The organism is Halovivax ruber XH-70 (assembly GCF_000328525.1).
Lineage (GTDB): Archaea > Halobacteriota > Halobacteria > Halobacteriales > Natrialbaceae > Halovivax > Halovivax ruber.
Genome location: NC_019964.1, coordinates 615,161 through 633,712 on the forward strand (window position 1 = coordinate 615,161; position 18,552 = coordinate 633,712).

Here is an 18,552-nt window from a genome sequence, read left to right on the forward strand (position 1 = left end):
TGGTATGGTGCCGGCAGCCGACGAGTTCGCGTTCCACGGCGGCGAGGGATCGAGCGGGCACTCACTCGAGGATCTCCACCCCGGTCACGTCGAATCGGGCGCCGCCGCCGGCGCTCTCGGTTACCTCGATGGACCACCCGTGGGCGTCGACGACCTGTCGAACGATTCCCATGCCGAAGCCGGTCCCGTCGCTCGAGGTGGTGTAGCCGGTCTCGAAGATTCGATCGCGATCGTCCGGCGGAATCCCCCGCCCGTCGTCTGCCACGAAGAATCCGTCCTCGGTGGCGCCAACCGTCACCGTGAGGGAGGCGTCTCCCTCGGAAGTCATCCAGCGAGTGTCCGACGGCTCGATCGGACGGCCGTGTTCGACGGCGTTGTGCAACAGATTTTCGAGCAACTGTCGAAGGCGGCTCCGGTCGGCGCGAACGACCAGGTCCGAATCACAGCGGATCGTCGCCGCCGGCGTATCGACGGTCCCCCAGCACTGTCGGGCGAGGTGGTCGAGGACCACCGGTTCCAGCGACCCGATCGTCTCACCCTGTCGTGAGAGGGTCAACAGGTCGTCGATGAGCGCGTCCATCCGGTCGAGGGCCGCGATCGCTTCGCCGAGGGCGTCACTGTCGGCCCCCGTCTCCCGTGCGAGTTCGACCTGTCCGCTGGCCACCTGCAACGGGTTGCGGAGATCGTGACTGACGACCGATGCGAACTCCTCGAGACGATCGTTCTGTGCCGTCAGTTGCCGCTGCCGGGCGGCGAGTTGCTCGGTCCGTTCGACCGCCTCGAGCGCCGCCTCGATCGAACCGGCGAGAATCTCGCCGAGGACGACGTCTTCGTCGTCGAACGCGTGTGGCGTTTCGGACGCTGCGATGAGGACGCCGTACTCGCCGAGGGGCAGAAAGACCTCGCTCTCGATCGAGGTCGCCGGGTTCAACACGTCCGGGTCGGCCCGGACGTCGTCGGAGGCGTAGGAGTCGCCCGATTCGAAGACACGCCCCGCGATACTCGAACCGGGTTCGAGCGTCGGCGGATCGGGGAGGAGTTCCCCGCCGCTCTCGGTCTGGGCAACCGGGACGAGACCGCCCGTCTCCTCGTCGTAGAGGTGGATAGCGTTTGCCCCCAGGCCGAGCACGTCGCGGGCGGCCTCGACGCCGATTTCGGCGACCGCCGCCTGCGTCTCCCCGCCCATCAGCTCCTGGCCCGTCTCGTTGAGCGCACGCAGTTTTCGTTCACGAGCACGGCGCGCCGAGATATCGCGGCCGACGCCGATCACGCCCACGAGGGTACCGTCGCCGTCGCGGAGTTGATCGCCCGTGAACTCGAACGGGACGCGTTCGTCGGCAGCGGTCTCGATGGCGGTTTCGACGACCACGCTGTCGCCAGCCAAGACGGCGTCGAGTGCCGCTTCGATCCGCCCTCGCTCGGTGTGTGGAAAGAACTCCTGGACGCTCATCTCGTCGATCGCCGACGGTTCGTATCCCGAGACCGCCGGGAGCCGCTCGTTGTACCACGCCAGGCGTCCCTCTTCGTCGACGACGTAGAGGACGTCGCTCAGGAGATCCGTGGCGCGATCGACGAAGAGGCGCTCTTCGATCTCGGCCGCCCGTGCGTCGCGGGCGTCGACGTCGTGGACCGTACAGACGAGTGTCCCGTCCGCGGTCAACGCGAGATTGTGATCTTCGACGAACGTCGACCCGTCGGCGCGGCGCCCGGTCGTGTATCCGCTCCAGCTCCCCGTTTCGTACACCTCTGGCAAAATCTCCTCGCGTACTTCCTCGACGTCAGCTGGGCGGTAGAGCCGCTCCCACGACTCGCCGAGGAGGTCGGCCCGGTCGTAGCCGTAGAGAGTGGCGTACGCCTCGTTGACGTAGAGAAACCGCCCATCTTCGTCCAGGTGACTGATCCCCTCCGTCGCCGTTTCGATCGCGGTGAGGTGGCGTTCTCGGTCGCGGTGTGCGCGACGACGGTCGACCGCGTCCCGAATGCGCTTTACCACCGTCCGAGGTTGGCGGGCCGTCTCCTGTTTCGACAGGTAATCGGTGACGCCAGCCGAGATCGCCTCACTCGCTATCGCCTCGGACCCGGCATCCGTCACCAGGATAACGGGCAATTCCGCGTCGATCGCCCGAACGTGCGATACCAGTTCGACCCCGGTCGTCCCGGGTAGGTCGTACCCGGTGACGACGCAATCGACGGCAGTCGAATCGGTTTCAAGCGCGTCGAGAACGTCGTTCGGATCGGTTTCGACCGACACGTGCAAGTCGGCCTCGCTCCGTAACGCGGTTTCGACTTCGGACGCGACTGCGGTATCGTCGACGATAGAGAGGGAAATCGGCTCATCGAGACCTACCCAGGCTCCAGCCTCGACGACCGAATCATCACGCATACTGGTTACAACGCACACCCGCGGTATTGTCCTTGCGATACGATCGCACCCACAACTGTCGAAAATAACCGAAAGAGAACGGCGTCACGAACCACGAATTCGCTTCACACAGGCGGCAGTGGCGAGCCGGGTAATCGACGATCAAAGCGGGTCGACAGACAGGACCCGGGCTGGACGGCCAGCGAATCAAACGAATAGACAGCGGACCCAGGGTACCTGGAGCGAACAGAGGCACAGACACACGGCAGCGGGTCAAACGGTTTCCGAATCGGTGTCGCTACCCCCAGTTAGACGACGGTTGCCGTGGCCGCGTTGTCTGCAACGTTTCCGATCGACACGAACGCGAGCGCCGGCTTCGGACTCGCCTCTACCCTCCGCGGAACGGCTAGCGCTGTGAGGACGAACCGTCGTGGGCCGATCATCGATGTCGGGGATGACGCCGAACGGGGTCTCGGCGACACAGTCGCCGAACTCACAGGTGACGCAATCGACTGGACCGACGAGATCGCCATTCCGACGACCGAGACCGCGCTTGGAGCCGGTCCAGCCAGCGCTCGAGACGGACGAGACGTTCGGACCGACCGCCAGGTACGGACGAAGCAAGGCGACAATCGCCACGTGCGCGAACGCGGACACGGGTGCTTCCGATGTGGGTTCGGCCGCTGCGCTCGAAGGCTCGATCGTCGACATCACGGACGGTGACGTCGCGGGCACCAACACGAGCGCCGAACGGTGAGGATGTCCGGATCGCCTGCGACGCCAACCAGAGTTGTCGGTGATGGACTTCCAGGGTGCTGTTTCAGCGCTGGTGGTGCGGAATTTCGCCCTGGCGCGGTGAAAGCGATTTCTCCTTCAACAGATTCTTGCATCCCACGCCGCTGGTCGCCGGGCACATGCAGGTACTCGGCGTACCGGCACGCGACGCGACGAGACGCGACAGTGGCAGACAATCGACGATGACGACGGCCCCCGCTTCGTCGACGGATATCGATTCGGCCCCGACGGGGGACGACCCGGCGCCGACGATGGATAACCCGGCGCCGACGAGGGACGAACCGGTGTCGGCGAGGGACGAGTCGCCGTTGGCGAGACACGAACCGGCGTCGACGGCGACGACACGAGCGGGCGAGGGTGCGGCGGCGGTCACACCGGCGGTCGGTGGACACAGTCGCAATACTGCCAACCCATGAGTGCGATCGAGTCGTTCAAACGGGAGACCGACCTGCCCGTGTTCGCGCTCGCAGTGGCTGCGCTGCTGGGACTCATCGTGGCCATCGTCGGCTGGCCGGACGCCGCGGCGGCGAAGCTGGCGACCGCGAACGAACTCATCGTCGCCAACCTGGGCTGGCTCTACCTCTGGGTCGTCTTCCTCTCGTTCGTCTTCGTGGTCTACATCATGATCGGCCCGTGGGGGAAGATCAAACTCGGCGATCCCGACGACGAACCCGAGTTCTCCTTCTGGCAGTACATCGTGTTGACGTTCACCGCCGGACTCTCCTCGGGCGGCCTCGAGTTCTGGGGACCGGCGGAACCGCTCGTCCACTACGACACGCGGCCGCCCTTCTTCAGCGGCGAGGCGGGGACGTGGGCCGGGATGGCCGACGCGCTCCAGTACGCCATCTTCCACTACGGCCTGTCGGCGTGGGCGACGTACCTCGTGTTCGCCGTGGCGATCTCGTACTACGTCTACCGGAAAGGAGCCGACTTCCGACCCGCCGTCGTCCTCGCGCCGTTCGTCGGCGTCGACAACCTGGACGGCTGGCTGGCGAAGGTAGTCGACGCGCTGATGATTATCGTGATCGTCAGCGGGATCACCGTCTCCTTCGGCCTCGGGATCAGCCAGTTCGCCTCGGGACTCGGATTCAAGTGGGGCGTCGCGCTCGGTGACGGCGGGAAAATCGGCCTCGCGCTGCTGGTCGGCGTCCTCTTCTTGCTCTCGGTCCTCGCCGGCATCCAGAAGGGGATCCAGCGCTTCGCCGACCTCAACGTCGTCCTGCTCATCGGGCTGATGGTCGCGACGTTCGCCTTCGGCCCGCTCTCGTCGCTGGTCGACCTCGGGACGCAGGCGGTCACCGGCTACGCGACCGACTTCGTCGGCATGAGTCTCTTCTTCGCGCCCGGTGCCGAGGGGGCCGACTGGCTGAGCAGCTGGACGCTGTTCTTCTGGCCCTGGTGGCTCACCTTCGCGCCGATGGTCGGCATCTTCATGGCCCGGATTTCGAAGGGGCGGACACTCCGCCAGCTCGTCGCCGCGGGGCTGTTCGGCTCCTTCGGCCTGACCGTCCCCTGGTACGTGGCGACCGGCGGCTCGGCACTCTTGCTCCAGACGTCCGGCACGGCCGACCTGCTGGGCGTCTACAACTCGGCTGGCCTGGAGGCCGTCGGCTTCGCCCTCTTCGAGGAGCTCCTGCCGTTCGCCGGCCTGTTCTCGGGGGTGCTGTTGTTGCTCGTCGTGAGTTTCCTCATCACCACCATGGACTCCTCGACGCTCAGCCTCGCCATGATCGTCGCCGACGGCGAGTCGCCCTCCTGGATCACGCGCGTCGTCTGGGGTGTCCTCATGGTGTTGTTGACCATCGCGCTGATGCTCGCCGGCGGCATGAGCGTCATGCAGTCGTTCACCATCCTCGTCGGGCTCCCAACGGCGATCCTCTGTGCCGTCGCGATGGTCGGGATGGTGCTGGAGTTCGAGCGAGAGGTGCCCGTCCTGGGTGCCGCGCTGGGTGGTGACGATGGCGGGGAACGGACGGATGACACACCGGAGTCGACATCGTCGGTGACCGTCCAGGGATCGACCGGACAGCCCGCCGACTCGGACTAGGTGGCCTGTGTTCGGCGCGATTGTGAAAATCGATTCACGGGATCATACGAACCGACTCGGTCACAGGCCGAGGGCACCTACAGATCGCGGCGATATTGCACGGTCGGGTACGGCTTCCCGTCGATCGGCGTCTCGTCCGTCCCGACTCGCTCGAACCCACGGGCCTCGAAGAACCCGGCGCCGATTTCGTTCCCGTCGAGCATTTCGAGCGTGATCGCGTCGAGGTCGTCCGGGAGTTCGTCGAGTCCGCGCTCTATCAGCGCTGTCCCTACACCCTCGCCCCAGACCTCCGGGTCGACGTAGAGCTCTTTCAGGCCTGCCTCGGTCTCGCCGACGAACGGCTGGGTGTCCTCGCCCCAGCGGAGGTGGGCGTAGCCCAGCACCTCGCCCTCGTCGTCTTCGGCGACGAGGAAGCCCGCCGGGTCGTCCAAGAGCTGGTCGAATCGGCGGTCCACGTGCTCGTCGACGGGATCGCTCGCGACCTGTTTGAGGACGTCCGCCGGGAGGACGTCGGCGTAGGCCGCCTCCCACGCCCGGCCGTTTATCTCGATCGCCGCGCGCACGTCCTCGCGACCGCGGAGCTGTCGAACGTTCATGGATGGTGGGTTGGGGTCGGGTCGACAAAAAACGGAGCGGTCGCGATAGACGGGTGAACCGTAGATTACAAGCGAATTTGGCGCAGCAGGACACGTCCCGATGCGGTGAAGCATCGGGTGCAGGTGCGTATTCGAGTTTAGCGTCGGTCGACCAATCCGACGGCACGCGGTCTGCAACGCCGATCGGAGGCTGATGCCTGTCGAGACGGAATGCACCGTTCTGGAGTTCGATTACGTATCCGGGCGCACTACCTCGTCACCTCGGTTCACCCGGTCGAATGCTGCGAGATACGTGACCCTGTCACGGACTACGTCTACGTCAATTCCGAGATCAGCGGCCAGTTCGTCGATGGTCATCGATTCGTCGAGTACCTGAAGCACTTCGAGGCCACGGTAGTACCGGTTCGTCAGTTCTTGGACGCGATCCTCGATCGGCGTGATCACGCCGTATCGCTCCTCGAGGTCGATCAGCGCCTCGTTCGCGAATGTGACGAACTGATCGTCGCCGAGACGGTCGATCTGAACCGCGAGTTCGTCGTCGACGGCATCGTAGTCGAGGCCGGCCTGTACCAGTGCGTTCATGTCCTCGATATCATCGTCGCGGCCGGCGATCGCCTTGAACAGGAAGATGTCTCCGTTGCTGACCAGTCGAACCGTCAGCGGGTCCGCCGCGAGAAACGACTCGCTGCGGTCCCGCATCCCATCGGTTAGCACGAGCTTGTTCGCCACCTGTCGGTTGAAGATGTCGAGACGGCATCCGTCGTCGTTCTCGACACAACAGGTCGCGCCCAGCGCTCGATAGTCCGCGTCCAGCGACTGTACTTCGGCATAGCCGAGATCCATCAAGACGGTCTACAGCTGGCCGTAGGCGTCGCCGTCGGCGACGACGAGGTCGATATCCTTCGTCGCGCCCTTGAGGTCTCGCAGCGACATCGCGCCGCCACCGATCAGGTAAACCGTGAGTGGTTCGGATAGCCCATCGGCGATCCGGCGGAACTCGCTCTCTATGTACTCCCGTCCGAACGTCGGTCTCATTCTGGTAGTTGCACCTCGTAATCGGCCGCAAGTTCCTGAAACTCGTCCCACTCGGGGAAGTGATCGTCGTCGATTTCGCCACGGGTGTCTAGATATCGGCGCAGGGCGTTGATTTCGGCTTCCAGTCCGTACTTGCTCGCGCACTCACAAAGTGCATCCTCGTCGACGTCGACGTGGCTGAGCAGGAGGAGGCAGTACGACCGATGGCGCGTGTCGTCGTCGATCAGCAGGGTGTGACAGCACAGCTCCGCCGGCGTGATCGAATCGAGCGTCTCGGAGTAGACGTAGTAGCGGTGGCTGGTCAGCAGGAACAGCAGGTCGAAGACTGCGAACCGAGCTAGCCCTGTCTCGTGGAACTCATCTGCGTCGATCTCGGTATCGGTTTGTGCGAGAAATGTGTCGGCGTCCTCCCAGAGGATCGTGCCGTTCGGGGCGACGGATTCGAGCCGCCGTCGATGGAGGTGGTGTACGAGTTCGCGGGCGAACACGTGAAGTCGGTCGAAGTCCCCGTTGAACCGATAGTGACCGTCGTCCGTGCCGACGAGACCGCGGTCGCGAAGCCGGACGAGCACCCGATTGACCGTGTTGCGGTAGTTATCGGATTGCGCGGCGAGGTCCGCGACGGTTCGCGGCTGGTCGAGATAATAGAGGACGTCGAGAGTTTTGCCCGTCAACAACTCCGGGAAATCGATGTGAGAGTGTTGCCGAACGAGATCTTGGTAGATTTCGACGGGCCGAGCGTACGAGGGAGTGACGTGCTTCTTTCGTCCATCTCGGTCCGCGTCGAGCAAGCCCTTCTCGACGAGGTCAGTGACGGCTCGCGAAAGGTAACTCTCGCTGTGGTCGAGTTTCGTCGCGAGTTCGGAGATCGTGTCGCCGCGTTCGACGGTCGCGAGGACCTCCAGTTCGATGCGTCGCAGCACGGTGTAACACAGTACGAAACAAATATATAAATCAGTTTCGAGTAGTGTTACAGTGAGCGGGTCGAGAATCGTCGCTTTCGTCCCTGCGAATTCACCGCCTTCTCATTCGTGGGGTGACCGAGTCGCATTCAGCGACGTGGCCGAACGATCTCCCACTAGAGAAAGAATTATATCTAATTATAATAAAATTATTGTCGATGGTCCGCTTTCCCTTCCGCGAATCTCGTTGTCGACAGTTGCCGGAGGGAGCCTTCGATGACTAGGCGCGCGAGACGTCGGTCACGACGTGCTTCGACGGACAAACGTGAGTCGACGGAACCGTCCCGATCCCAACGGGACACTCGGTCAGAGACCGCCGAACCACATTCTCTCGTACCTACGGGGATGTCCGAGATGGATGCGGCGATACCGACGGCCGGCGCGTCGGTCTCCCTCGGATCGACGGCGATAGCCCGCGCCGAAGAAGTCCGTGCTCGGTTCGAGAACAGACCCGACGAGATCCCGGACGACAACAACCGGCGAAATCTGGCGTCGCTCAAGCGGAACTGGGACGTCCACGAGGAGGCAGGGACTGCGGGTGACGCCGGTGTTCCCGAGAGCGTCCGTGAGGTCATCTCTTCGTCAGGGCGGTCGCTCGACGCATCGATCCAGCGCGCCGTCGAAGACCGTCTGGGTGATTCGTTCGGCGACGTGCGGATTCACACGGGTCCTGCGGCCGCAAATGCCTGCGAGGACATCAGTGCGCGGGCGTTTACCGTCGGGAACCACATCGCGTTCAATTCGGGTGAGTACGATCCCGAGAGTCAGGAGGGCCAACACCTGCTCGCACACGAATTAGCCCACGTTCGCCAGCAAACCGACGGTGCCCTCTCGATGATGCCCCAGGAGGGCGTCGAACTGGAAATCGATCCCGACCCACAGCTCGAGCGCGAAGCCGAGGAGACCGCCCAGCGCGTAATGGAAGGTGGCGAACTCGGGATACAACGGTTGGGACAGACGGAGGTCCACGTCCAGCGCGTCCCCAAAGACCAGATGTTCAGCGCGCTGGCGGTGTTCGGACTCGAAAACGAGGGCGGCGAGATTGGCGCCTTCCAGCGCGAGCAGAACGCGGACCGAATCGAACACGTTCGGAGTGCGATCGAACGCTTCAATGCGCAGACGAACGAGGTGGCGGAGCGGCGAAACGATCGCGCGTTACAGAAGCTGATCGAGAGCGAAGTGGCCGCGACGGATGCCAAGTTGACGACCGATGGGCGGATCGAGGGCCCCAAATCCGTGACCGAGGGTCACTTCGACCACCGGACGGCCAAGGCGATTCTGGCAAAGGATTTGCCGACGAAGTCGGAATTGCAACAGCGAAAGCAGGACATCGAAGACGAACTGTCCTCCGAGCTGGAGCAGGTAGCACTGACCGAACAGCAACGCGAGAAACTGGACGTGGGTGTCGAACACGGACTCGTCGGGAACCTCGCGGAGAAGACCGCGTTCGGGATTCTCAAACGGCTCGACACGGTGTTCGGAGCGTTCGGTTCGATGGCCTACAGGGTAGTCAAGGAGAACTGGGGAACTATCGACGGCGACATCGTCGAACGAGCGATCGAGCTTCGGGAAGAGTTGATCGACGAAGCAGTGCAAGATGTCAGGTTTGGCGGTGACTCACAGGGAGTCGGCGAAGGAGGTCATGTCTAACGATGAAGGCTATTATCACTGGAGAAAATGATGAGCGGGCTGGGGTCAACCTGCGGGACAATAATGGGATAGAGCACGTCATCGAACTGGAATTCGATGGTGAAATAAAATACCACGAAACAGACGGCTACACGCACGAATTTTCCAAACGTTCTAAAGAAGAAACCGAACATTGCCACCAGGCCCGTCGCCTCGCCAAGTGGCACGTTTATCGCGAGCAGGGCTACGATACGGTGATACCCTCCGCCAATCCTGACCGGATCGTCGCGGCGATCCTGGCAATTCTCGATATGCCGAGTGTCGAGGTCGAGCACTACTTCGGTAACCTGGAAGCCGAACTGCTCCGCTACCAGAATGGGTCCTACGAGCATCTGCCGTTCGAGGACGTCGATCCGTCGGAGCTCTACGTCTATCGCCAGGATATCTGGGTCACACCGGATCCAACCGAGGCAAATCCGCCGCTACTCGAGCAGTTCTGCGAGTACGTGGATTCGCCGCTGCAGACGCTCGGCGAAATTCTCGGGGACGGTCCCGATCCCCGGGATTCACTACCAGCGTACGAGATCGAAGCCGTCTCCGACGTTCACTATCTCTACAGCGACGGACGATCGCGGGAAGAACAGTGGACCGACCAGCCACTGGATCGAGAGCCCGACGCCCGGATCGAGTTGCTGGCGATCGATCCGGACGCGTTCGATTCGTTCGCACAACTACTCGCCTCACACCTCGGCAACCAGATTCGGGATCGATTCCTCGACATGGGGCTAGAGCCACCGAAACCGTTCCAGACGCCGGGGCTTGGCACGCACGACGCGATGATCAAACAGCAATTGATGCCGATGTACGACCGCCATTTCCTGGCCAGCGAGCACGACAACCCGTGGGACCAGACCGCTGGCTTCCTGTGAGGACGGGTGGCTTGCGGACGAATTGCGCGTGAATCTGAACTCGCCACGTGCCAACACTTCAGGGAGTTTGCTGATCGAGTCGGTTCTCGTTTGGGATCGTCACGAGGAGACCGATTCATTTGAGAGTGGTGGATTCTGCGTTGGATACAGCCAATTAGGGGTAGATATAAGTCGCTGTACAACGCACTGACGGGTGGAAGCGATCGTCTTCAGAAGGCCAGGGGACTGCCAATTGAATGTCCCGGGTGGTGGAGCACCCGAGACGATTGCTTCCACACCTATGGAGGGGTATGCAAGCATGACTGGATACAATTCAGACCGACATAAGCGTCCCGGGAGCGAATCGCGCGAAAACGACCGCCAGAGAACTACAGACGGCGGAAGTAGTGATGAGTCTGTAGAAACTGGTCAGGAATCAGAGGCAGACGGCTCGATGCCCGACACGGACGATTCTGACGACGACTGTGATCCCGATCCGCCAGCGACTGGTGGGGAGGCAGGCGGGGGCGAAGAGGATGTGCCGGCGTGGAAGGAGTACGGCTATCCGCGCAAGCCAAAGTGGGCGCCCGACTGTCCGCGCTGCGGTGGGCCAATTCTCGGGGTCACGATCGCCGGACCAGGAGTGAGTCAGGTCACGCCCTGTGGATGTAACGTGGCGCCATCGGACGTGGAAATTCTCTGATCGAAGGGACGAGTCGTGGATGCTGGATGGTAATTTTTGAAAGTGACTCTCCTGTCTGGAACTGCTAAGTAGTCAAAAGCCCCTGACGTTCTCGGGTCGGTGCGGTCGCTCACGGGTCGCTTCGCTCCCCCTTCGCGGATCCGAGGCCTCACTGCGGTCGGCCTCGCTCTCGCTGCGCGCTTCGCTCACTTCGTTCGCTGTAGTGCTTACGTCCCGCGCCTTCCCCGAGACCGCCAGCCCCTTTTATTCCCACCCAGGTAGTTGATCGGGAGCTGGAGCGGACGAATGGACGGGCGGGCAGCTACAGACCTCAAACCAACTCCCGAAGCGCCCAGATGTCCTCTGTCGGATCCAGTTTGTTCGGCTCCTTCCCACGCTCCGTCACGATTCCGGCGTGGTAGAGCATCGCCTTCAGTTGAAACACCGTCGGCGAGTGGTAGACGGTCCCGTCCGCTAATTCGGACGTCTGCAGTTCCCCCTCCTCGTCGAGCACCCGACTCCGTACGTCCTCGTCGCCTTTGATGAACAGTTCCACCGCGAAAGTCGAGTGCGTCCCGTGGAGGTACGTGACGAGATCCACCAGCGTTGGACGGGAGTTTCCGATCTCGTGCAGTTCCTGCAGCATCGAGACAAGTAACGTCGTGGCTTTGTAGTCGTAGACGATCCGACGAGCGAGCTGGCCCCACAGCGGTTCGTCGTCGATGAAGCGTTTCCGGCTGCGTTTCCAGTTTTCGAACTCACGAAGGGCAGCCTCGACGGTGCCGTAGTTGGACTTCGCGAAACGGACGACCTCCTGGCCCAGCGTGGTGAGTTCGGTGCGGCCGTTTCGTTCGTGGATCAGTCCGAGGAAGGCGGCTCCCTGTCGCGATCCGTCGACCTCGCCGACGACGTGTTCCGCTTGCAGTTCCGCCGTCTCCCTGTCGGCGTAGCACGACAGCGCGTACCCGAGGTAGTTCTTCGGGTGATTCAGCGAGAAGGACTTGTCGGCCACACCCTGCGCACTCGCCTGGAAGCGGATCGCCGTGGCGTCCGAAGTGGTCCGGTTGCCCACGACTCTGGGGCGCTCGATCGGCGTCACGGTCCCAGCCTCGGAGACGCCCAGGACGCCGACGTTCAATTCGCGGGCCAGCGTCCGATCTGTCTGCGTGATCGTCTTCGCCGGGGCCGCGAGGTAGGCCACGTTGGCCTCCGCGAGCCGATCGTACGCCTGCGTGATGCCCTTCTCAGTCGGCACGCCATCTTCCTTGCTGTCATAGCCCTTCGCCTCGATCACGATCAGCGGTGGCTCGTCGCCGAATCGCTCCACTGCGAGGAAGTCATTGTCCAAGTTTCGGACCCCGACGAGGTCGGGATAGCCACCACCGAGGCGAACGTGGTTGAACGGCGAGAGGCGATCGCGAATACGTTGATCGAGCGGCTGGCCGGACAGCCACTCGTTTTTCGCAAACTGCGTGTCCACGACCGCGTAGGTGTCCGAGGCCCCGTCCTCGGGAAAGAGCGCCTCTTTCGTCCGCGCGAGGACGTGGGGCTCGGAAAGTGAAACCGCCGAGCTGCTCATGCCCGGAAATCGAAGGCCGGCGACAAGAACGTTCGCACTCGATAAATGCCGAAACGGCAACGGACGGGTCTTGGAAATCGCAGACTCGCGATAAATCACTCTAATTTTCTCCCCCTAATCGGCCAGCTAGCTTTAGATAATAGAAGCGGTTGGTCCGCTGACCGAAGATGGGACGACGCGACGATCTCGATCGACTGTACGACCTGCTGGATCGACTCGACGACCGCGTCGGCGGCGCGAAGACGCTCACCGACTGCACCGGCTACATGGACTGGCCGGAGCGCGGCCTCTACGTGTTCTTCGCCGACGGCGAGACCCGAGACGGAACCGAGCAGCCGCGGCTCACCCGCGTTGGAACGCATGCCGTGTCGTCGGGAAGTGGAGCCTCACTTTGGGAGCGACTGAGGGCTCACCGAGGAGTGAACAGTGGGACATTTGGGGGAGGAGGCAACCATCGGATGTCAGTTTTCCGCAAACGGGTTGGTGAGGCAATGATTCACCATGATGGCATCCAGGAGGAGCTATCTAACTGGGGAGAGGGGAATAGCGCCAATCGCGACACACGTCACGACGAGCACGATCACGAAGTCCGTGTCAGCGAGTACATTCGCGACCTTCCGTTCCTCTGGATCGACGTCGACGACGAACCGGGACCGGACAGCGAACGCGCGTACCTCGAATCGAACCTGATCGCGCTCGTCAGCAACTACAAAACCGAACCGATCGACCCGAGAGCGAGTGATTGGCTCGGCGGCCACTGTCCCTCCGAACCGATTCGAAATTCGGGACTCTGGAACGTCAACCACGTTGACGAGGCGTACGATTCGAACTTCCTCACCCTGCTCGAAACCCGAATCGACGAGACGGAGCCGATCGACTGAGGGAGGCCGAACAACCGGTTTCTACAGCTCGCCGACCAGCAGCCCGGGTGGGACTGAAAGGGGCTGGCGGTCTCGGGGAAGGCGGGGGAAGCAAGCACTGCAGTGAACGGAGTGAGCGAAGCGCGCAGCGACCGCACCGACCCGAGAGCACCAGGGGCTTTCAAAATCTTCGACGCACCGTCACCTGGTTTCCATAATATTCAAGTATTCCTGTGATAATATCCAAACGCCGTCCCAGATGGCCTCTCCCCAATCCCCAATCCATGCCCTCAGACAACAGCCTCAGCCCTCCACTCTCCCGTGACACCCCGTTCCGCTGAGCGTGTTCCTCGCCCCCTCTCCCACCGCGCCATTTTTCGCACAACAAAGCTACCCGCCGAACTCGCCCTAACCCACGGGTTCCGATACACGCCGAGACTCCACGTCGACCTCTGGGACGACGCAGCGGGGCGATAACGATGACAGACACAGACCAGCCCTCCGGTCCCGGATCAGCCGTCGTGCTCGCCTCGGGCGGGATTGACAGCGCCACCACCGCGTACGAAGCCCGCGCCCGGGGCTACGACCTCCATTTCTTCCACACGTCCTACGGCCAGCACACCGAGTCGAAAGAGTACGAGTGTGCTCGCGCGCAGGCCGACGAACTCGACGCCGCGTTCCACCACGTCGAGACGGACCACCTCGCGCGGATCGACGGGTCGAGTCTCACCGGCGAGAGCGAAGCCGTCCCCGATGCTGCCGACGCGGACGAGCCCGTCCCGGACGCGGCAGACACTGACGAAACAGATCCCAACGAGACCCCCTCCACCTACGTCCCCTTCCGGAACGCGAACCTCCTCTCGATGGCCGTCGCCTACGCCGAAGCCAACGACTGCGATGCGGTCTTCGTCGGCGCCCACTCGGAAGATCACGGCGGCTATCCGGATTGCCGACCACGATTCTTCGAGGCGTTCCAGCGCGTCGTCGACACCGGCACGGCGGACGATACCCACATCCAAATCCAGGCGCCGTTCGTCGAGGCCAGCAAAACCGACATCGCGGTTCGCGGCCGCGAACTCGCGGTTCCCTACGAACTGACCTGGAGTTGCTACCGTGACGACGAACCCGCCTGTGGAACCTGCGATTCCTGCGCTCGTCGACTGAACGCCTTCCAGAATATCGGCGAGCGGGATCCGATCGAGTACACAGACCGGCCGTCCCACCCGTAACGATCCCGCCGCGTTCGTCGACACCTATATCCGAGTGGTTCGTATATACTGCAATATCGTATGAGTGCAACGATCGATCAACCACTCTCCCGAAAGCGGGTACAGAATATCGGTGAACAGCTGGCGAACGACCGAAAGCTGGAACTCATTTCCTTCGGCGCGAAGCGCGACCAATTCACCGTGAGTGAGTTGACCGACGCGCTCGAGTTGCCCCACACGACCGCCCACGAGTACTGTCGAGATCTCCATCAGGTGGGCCTCCTGGAACGGCTTCAGGAAAAGCCCGCCACCTACCGGGTGGTTCCGTTCGACATTCATCTCTCGCTCAACGCGGTCGTCGAGGCCGTCGAATCCGAGAATCAGACGCTCTCGTTCGCAACCGATCGGTACGGGGACGAGATCGTCGACGCCGTCATCGAGATCTGGGAGCGAGTCGAGTCGGGCGAGTACACGTATCGAGAGGCGAGCGCCACCCTCGAAATGCGACACGCCGACTTCCTCCGCGTCGCATCGGAGCTCGAACTACTTGAATGAGCGACGTGGTCCTCGACTCGAACGCGGTCATCATGCACGGGCGAGCGTTTGGCGAGCGCGTCCGGAATGCACCAGAAACGATGACCCTCGTCCTTCCACACGCCGTCAAACGGGAATTGGTGGACGACGTGCTGGCGAAAGAATCCGCACCGAACCATCGAGAGTCCGCGCGAACGATACAACGATGTATCGACGAAGGATACCTAGCCGTTCGCGAACCCGACTACGAGCGCTACAGCGCACTCATCGACGAAGCGAGTCGGCGCATCGCGGACGAATCGCTCCCGGAACACGAGGTCAAAGCTGATCGATACATCCCCGCACTCTGTTGTGATCTCGCAACGAAGAACACCGTCAGACTCGTCACAGCCGACCGGAAGCTACGACGAATCGTCCGCGATATGTTCGATCGCTACGATCCTCCGCACTCGCTCGAAATCGAGCAGCCCAGAACGGTGCTCACTGACACAGGATGAAATCGGCAAACAGTTCTCCAAACTCGACGTTCCCGACGAACCGACCGCAGCTACTACCGTGACGAGGAATCGGCCTGCGGGATCTGTGACACCTGTGCCTGCCAACTAAGCGCCTTCCGGGAGATCGAGGAACGAGATCCGATTGGGTATCGAGAGCGGCCGGATTGAACGAAGGTGATTGGTTCCACCCAGTATTGAGAGGACGACTACTGTGAGACGAGGACGGTATTCGCATACAGCACTGAGAGGCCCGATAAACAAACTATATCGCATTGGTACCAAACTATTAGTATAGACGCACCCAAGACGTGAGTGATGACCGAGACCGACCGCGAGTGGCCCGACTGGATGGACGCGTCGGAGCGAGTTCGCCACGTGGCGCTCACGAGGACGGAACCGCGGAACGCAGGATGGATCGCAGACGAGGCGAACGTCTCCCGGGATACGGCAGTGAAGTACCTGACGCGGCTGGTCGACCGCGGCGATCTCGAGGTCGAGGAGACCGGCCACGGTGACGCCTACAGACCGGATCGCGTCACGCAATTCCTCGACGAAGTCCGTCAGTTCGCAGAGACGTACTCGCGAGGCGAGCTCACCCAGGAACTGGACGAAATCGCCGACGAGATCGACGGCTGGAAAGTCGACTACGAGGTCGACTCGCTCGTCGAGCTCAGACAGAGTATCGGCCGTGACGACCTCGACGGCGACGAGCGACGGGACCGACTGGCGGTGATCGGGGAGTGGGAGTACGATATCGAGATGCGAGAAGCGATTCAACTCGCGATCAGCCTCAAACGGTCGCTGTCGAGAGTCGACGCCGACCCGATCGCCGAAACTGGAACGATCGCACAGGAAGGGTAGGAGATCGATGGTGCTATTTCTGGCAGGCGGTCGAGGATTCACGCGACGAGAAGGGCTGCGTCGGCTCAAAGAACGAATGGAAAACGTGCCCGGCTTCACTGCTGTCCGGTACGAACCATCCAGATTGCGTCCGCGTTCGGTCATCGCGGCTGTCGAGATCGAACTGTTCCTCGGAGCGGCCTTTCCCCGGGACGAAGGAAAAGTCGAAGTGCAGTGGCGGCCGAGAGATGGAATCGATGTCCAACGCGTCCACTGGGCGGACGAGGCAGTGAGTCTCGGCTGGCACAAAGACGATGATCACGCCGAGCTGGGGACGACACACTTTTCAACTCGAATCCGACGGTACCATCGTCCACGAACCGGCGTATATCGAAGCCGAGGCTCCGCTGAGCTTTCTCGAAATCTGTCTTTCACGTCTCCCGGAGAAACTCAGGGAGACGAACGCCGACTGAAACGTGTTCAGGCACGGACAGCAGAAATAGTTCGACCGCAGCTACTACCGTGACGACGAGCCGGCCTGTGGAACCTGTGACTCCTGCGTTCGCCGACTGAACGCCTTCCAAAATACGGGTGAGTGAGATCCGATCGCGTTCGAAGCGGACCCGTACGAGCGAAAACGAGAGACTCCCAAGGCGCTGTTGAAACCCGTTCTCCAGATATAACATGGGCTGAAACAGCCGATCGCTGAAGAGTGCGTGGTGACCACCGAGAATTCTACCAATTCGATGAGGGGATCCGATAGCCGTTCGAGAGATAGGGCGCGTCTTCATCAGTGAGGTTTCGCTCCACTCCACCGGATGGCGAAGAAAAGCAGACCCGAATTCAGGTATCGCTCGCTCCTTCTGACTCATTCCCATCGAGTCCGGGGCGATACCGATGCCGTGGATTAAATGGCTAGGCAGCGACCATATCGGTGTATGGGTGCTTCGAATCGATCTCCATCGGTCAAACCAGCACGTGGTTCCACCCTCACCCAGGTGATGAAATGAGCCGATCTGGAGGCTGGCGAGGGTGGATCCCGGATCCAACGGGGAGACGTGGCGTCCGCCTGGTGCAATGGATGCTCTTGGAGGGGAATCGGCATGCCGTCACCGGGGCGCTTCTCACGATAACGTTCGTCGCGCTCCTCGCAATTGGGACGGTTTGGCCGTTCGAAATGCAACTACTCCTCACCGAGACCGCTGCCGTCGAGACGGTCCTCAACACGTTCTTGGGAGGGATTATCCTGCTGGTCTCGATCGTCGTATCGATCAATTCGATCGTCCTCTCATACGATATTATTTCTATCGGTGCACAGGAGGATCGGCTTCGAGGCACGCTAGCGTTTCGCAGCGAAATAGGCCGTCTGACAGAGACCGAGGACACCACCGTGGACATGGACCCGGCTACGTTCCTCTCGCTGATGGTCGGAGTCATCGACCAGCGAACACACGAGTTAGAGACGGTTACAGAGGAGCTTGACGGGAGGGATGGTGAGGAAATCAGAGAACACATCGAGAGCATTCTCCAGACCATCGAACACATCGAGAGGACTGTTGAGTCGACGAACGGGGGCGAATTCAGCGCCCTATGGCTTGGACTTGATCTGAATCTTGGAGTGTTGATGGAACAGTCGCGTGCGATGCATCGGGGGTATGCCGATGTACTCTCTGAGGGTGGTGAAGAACGGTTCGAGAGGCTCATCCGTGCGTTCGAACTGATCACGACCGGCCGCCATTTTTTCAAGACGTTGTATTATAAACGGGAGTTCTCGATGTTGTCACGAACGCTCTTGATCGTCTCGCTTCCAGCCATCCTGGGAACTGCAACCACGATTCTGGCAATAAACGCGAGTATCCTCCCACAACTACGGATACTTGGCCTCTCACCGCTCCTGATTTTTGTGGCCGGCGCGTTCACGCTCGCCCTGGCACCATTTATTATCCTCACCGCCTATATGCTCAGAGTGGCGACCGTCACTCTGCGGGCCACCGATACCGAGCCGTTTGTTCTTTAGG

The 18,552-nt window shown here is 61.7% G+C and carries 17 protein-coding genes and 3 pseudogenes; 13 read left to right on the forward strand and 7 right to left on the reverse strand.

Annotation, left to right across the window (positions count from 1 at the left end):
• Positions 1-61: 61 nt before the first annotated feature.
• Entirely contained in the window at positions 62-2,383 is a 2,322-nt protein-coding gene (locus HALRU_RS02810) for a PAS domain S-box protein (protein ID WP_015299897.1), read from the reverse strand.
• Between the two features lie 532 nt (positions 2,384-2,915).
• Here HALRU_RS02810 and HALRU_RS02815 point away from each other — a divergent pair.
• On the forward strand, positions 2,916-3,119 hold the full coding sequence (locus HALRU_RS02815; RefSeq protein WP_148680410.1) for a hypothetical protein: 204 nt from the start codon (positions 2,916-2,918) through the stop codon (positions 3,117-3,119).
• Between the two features lie 63 nt (positions 3,120-3,182).
• Here the strand turns inward: HALRU_RS02815 and HALRU_RS02820 are convergent, their stop codons facing one another.
• Positions 3,183-3,530 carry a hypothetical protein gene (locus HALRU_RS02820; protein ID WP_015299899.1) on the reverse strand — a complete coding sequence of 116 codons (348 nt, stop codon included), beginning with the start codon at positions 3,528-3,530 and terminating at the stop codon, positions 3,183-3,185.
• Between the two features lie 39 nt (positions 3,531-3,569).
• Between HALRU_RS02820 and HALRU_RS02825 the strand changes: the two genes are divergently transcribed.
• Entirely contained in the window at positions 3,570-5,204 is a 1,635-nt protein-coding gene (locus HALRU_RS02825; protein ID WP_015299900.1) for a BCCT family transporter, read from the forward strand.
• Between the two features lie 77 nt (positions 5,205-5,281).
• Here the strand turns inward: HALRU_RS02825 and HALRU_RS02830 are convergent, their stop codons facing one another.
• The 3 genes and pseudogenes from HALRU_RS02830 to HALRU_RS02840 form a co-directional block, all read right to left on the reverse strand.
• A complete protein-coding gene (locus HALRU_RS02830; RefSeq protein WP_015299901.1) occupies positions 5,282-5,800 on the reverse strand; it encodes a GNAT family N-acetyltransferase in 519 nt (172 codons plus the stop codon).
• A gap of 231 nt (positions 5,801-6,031) precedes the next feature.
• Positions 6,032-6,835, reverse strand: a pseudogene (locus HALRU_RS02835) (DUF6036 family nucleotidyltransferase).
• Positions 6,832-7,758 (reverse strand): MarR family transcriptional regulator, encoded by a 927-nt coding sequence (locus HALRU_RS02840; protein WP_015299902.1) that lies wholly within the window; start codon positions 7,756-7,758, stop codon positions 6,832-6,834. Before HALRU_RS02840 ends, HALRU_RS02835 begins: the two are co-directional and overlap by 4 nt.
• A gap of 384 nt (positions 7,759-8,142) precedes the next feature.
• On the opposite strand from HALRU_RS02840, the gene HALRU_RS02845 reads away from it, so the two are divergent.
• Positions 8,143-9,447 carry an eCIS core domain-containing protein gene (locus HALRU_RS02845; protein ID WP_015299903.1) on the forward strand — a complete coding sequence of 435 codons (1,305 nt, stop codon included), beginning with the start codon at positions 8,143-8,145 and terminating at the stop codon, positions 9,445-9,447.
• Here the strand turns inward: HALRU_RS02845 and HALRU_RS15915 are convergent.
• The gene (locus tag HALRU_RS15915; RefSeq protein ID WP_245547777.1) at positions 9,444-9,761 is read right to left on the reverse strand and encodes a hypothetical protein; all 318 of its coding nucleotides are present in this window, start codon (positions 9,759-9,761) and stop codon (positions 9,444-9,446) included. The genes HALRU_RS02845 and HALRU_RS15915 overlap by 4 nt on opposite strands.
• Between HALRU_RS15915 and HALRU_RS02850 the strand changes: the two genes are divergently transcribed.
• A complete protein-coding gene (locus HALRU_RS02850) occupies positions 9,738-10,355 on the forward strand; it encodes a hypothetical protein (RefSeq protein WP_245547778.1) in 618 nt (205 codons plus the stop codon). The two genes, HALRU_RS15915 and HALRU_RS02850, sit on opposite strands and share 24 nt — an antisense overlap.
• Before the next feature lie 433 nt (positions 10,356-10,788).
• On the forward strand, positions 10,789-11,037 hold the full coding sequence (locus tag HALRU_RS15920; RefSeq protein WP_015299905.1) for a hypothetical protein: 249 nt from the start codon (positions 10,789-10,791) through the stop codon (positions 11,035-11,037).
• 310 nt (positions 11,038-11,347) lie between these two features.
• On the opposite strand, the gene HALRU_RS02860 is transcribed toward HALRU_RS15920, so the two are convergent.
• Entirely contained in the window at positions 11,348-12,595 is a 1,248-nt protein-coding gene (locus HALRU_RS02860; protein WP_015299906.1) for a hypothetical protein, read from the reverse strand.
• Between the two features lie 167 nt (positions 12,596-12,762).
• Between HALRU_RS02860 and HALRU_RS02865 the strand changes: the two genes are divergently transcribed.
• The 8 genes and pseudogenes from HALRU_RS02865 (at position 12,763) to HALRU_RS02905 (ending at position 18,551) form a co-directional block, all read left to right on the forward strand.
• Positions 12,763-13,476, forward strand: a complete 714-nt coding sequence (locus HALRU_RS02865; protein ID WP_015299907.1) for a hypothetical protein — start codon at positions 12,763-12,765, stop codon at positions 13,474-13,476.
• 369 nt (positions 13,477-13,845) lie between these two features.
• A pseudogene (locus HALRU_RS16230) lies at positions 13,846-13,932 on the forward strand (7-carboxy-7-deazaguanine synthase QueE); the annotation flags it as partial.
• A gap of 2 nt (positions 13,933-13,934) precedes the next feature.
• A complete protein-coding gene (gene queC / locus HALRU_RS02875; RefSeq protein WP_015299908.1) occupies positions 13,935-14,684 on the forward strand; it encodes a 7-cyano-7-deazaguanine synthase QueC in 750 nt (249 codons plus the stop codon).
• A 60-nt stretch (positions 14,685-14,744) separates the two neighbouring features.
• Positions 14,745-15,218 (forward strand): helix-turn-helix domain-containing protein, encoded by a 474-nt coding sequence (locus HALRU_RS02880; RefSeq protein ID WP_015299909.1) that lies wholly within the window; start codon positions 14,745-14,747, stop codon positions 15,216-15,218.
• A complete protein-coding gene (locus HALRU_RS02885; RefSeq protein ID WP_148680412.1) occupies positions 15,215-15,694 on the forward strand; it encodes a PIN domain-containing protein in 480 nt (159 codons plus the stop codon). The genes HALRU_RS02880 and HALRU_RS02885 overlap by 4 nt, the downstream gene beginning before the upstream one ends.
• Before the next feature lie 315 nt (positions 15,695-16,009).
• On the forward strand, positions 16,010-16,555 hold the full coding sequence (locus tag HALRU_RS02890) for a DUF7342 family protein (RefSeq protein ID WP_015299910.1): 546 nt from the start codon (positions 16,010-16,012) through the stop codon (positions 16,553-16,555).
• 491 nt (positions 16,556-17,046) lie between these two features.
• A pseudogene (locus HALRU_RS02900) lies at positions 17,047-17,133 on the forward strand (7-cyano-7-deazaguanine synthase); the annotation flags it as partial.
• Positions 17,134-17,615: 482 nt separating this feature from the next.
• Positions 17,616-18,551 (forward strand): hypothetical protein, encoded by a 936-nt coding sequence (locus HALRU_RS02905; protein WP_148680604.1) that lies wholly within the window; start codon positions 17,616-17,618, stop codon positions 18,549-18,551.
• Position 18,552 lies beyond the last annotated feature (1 nt).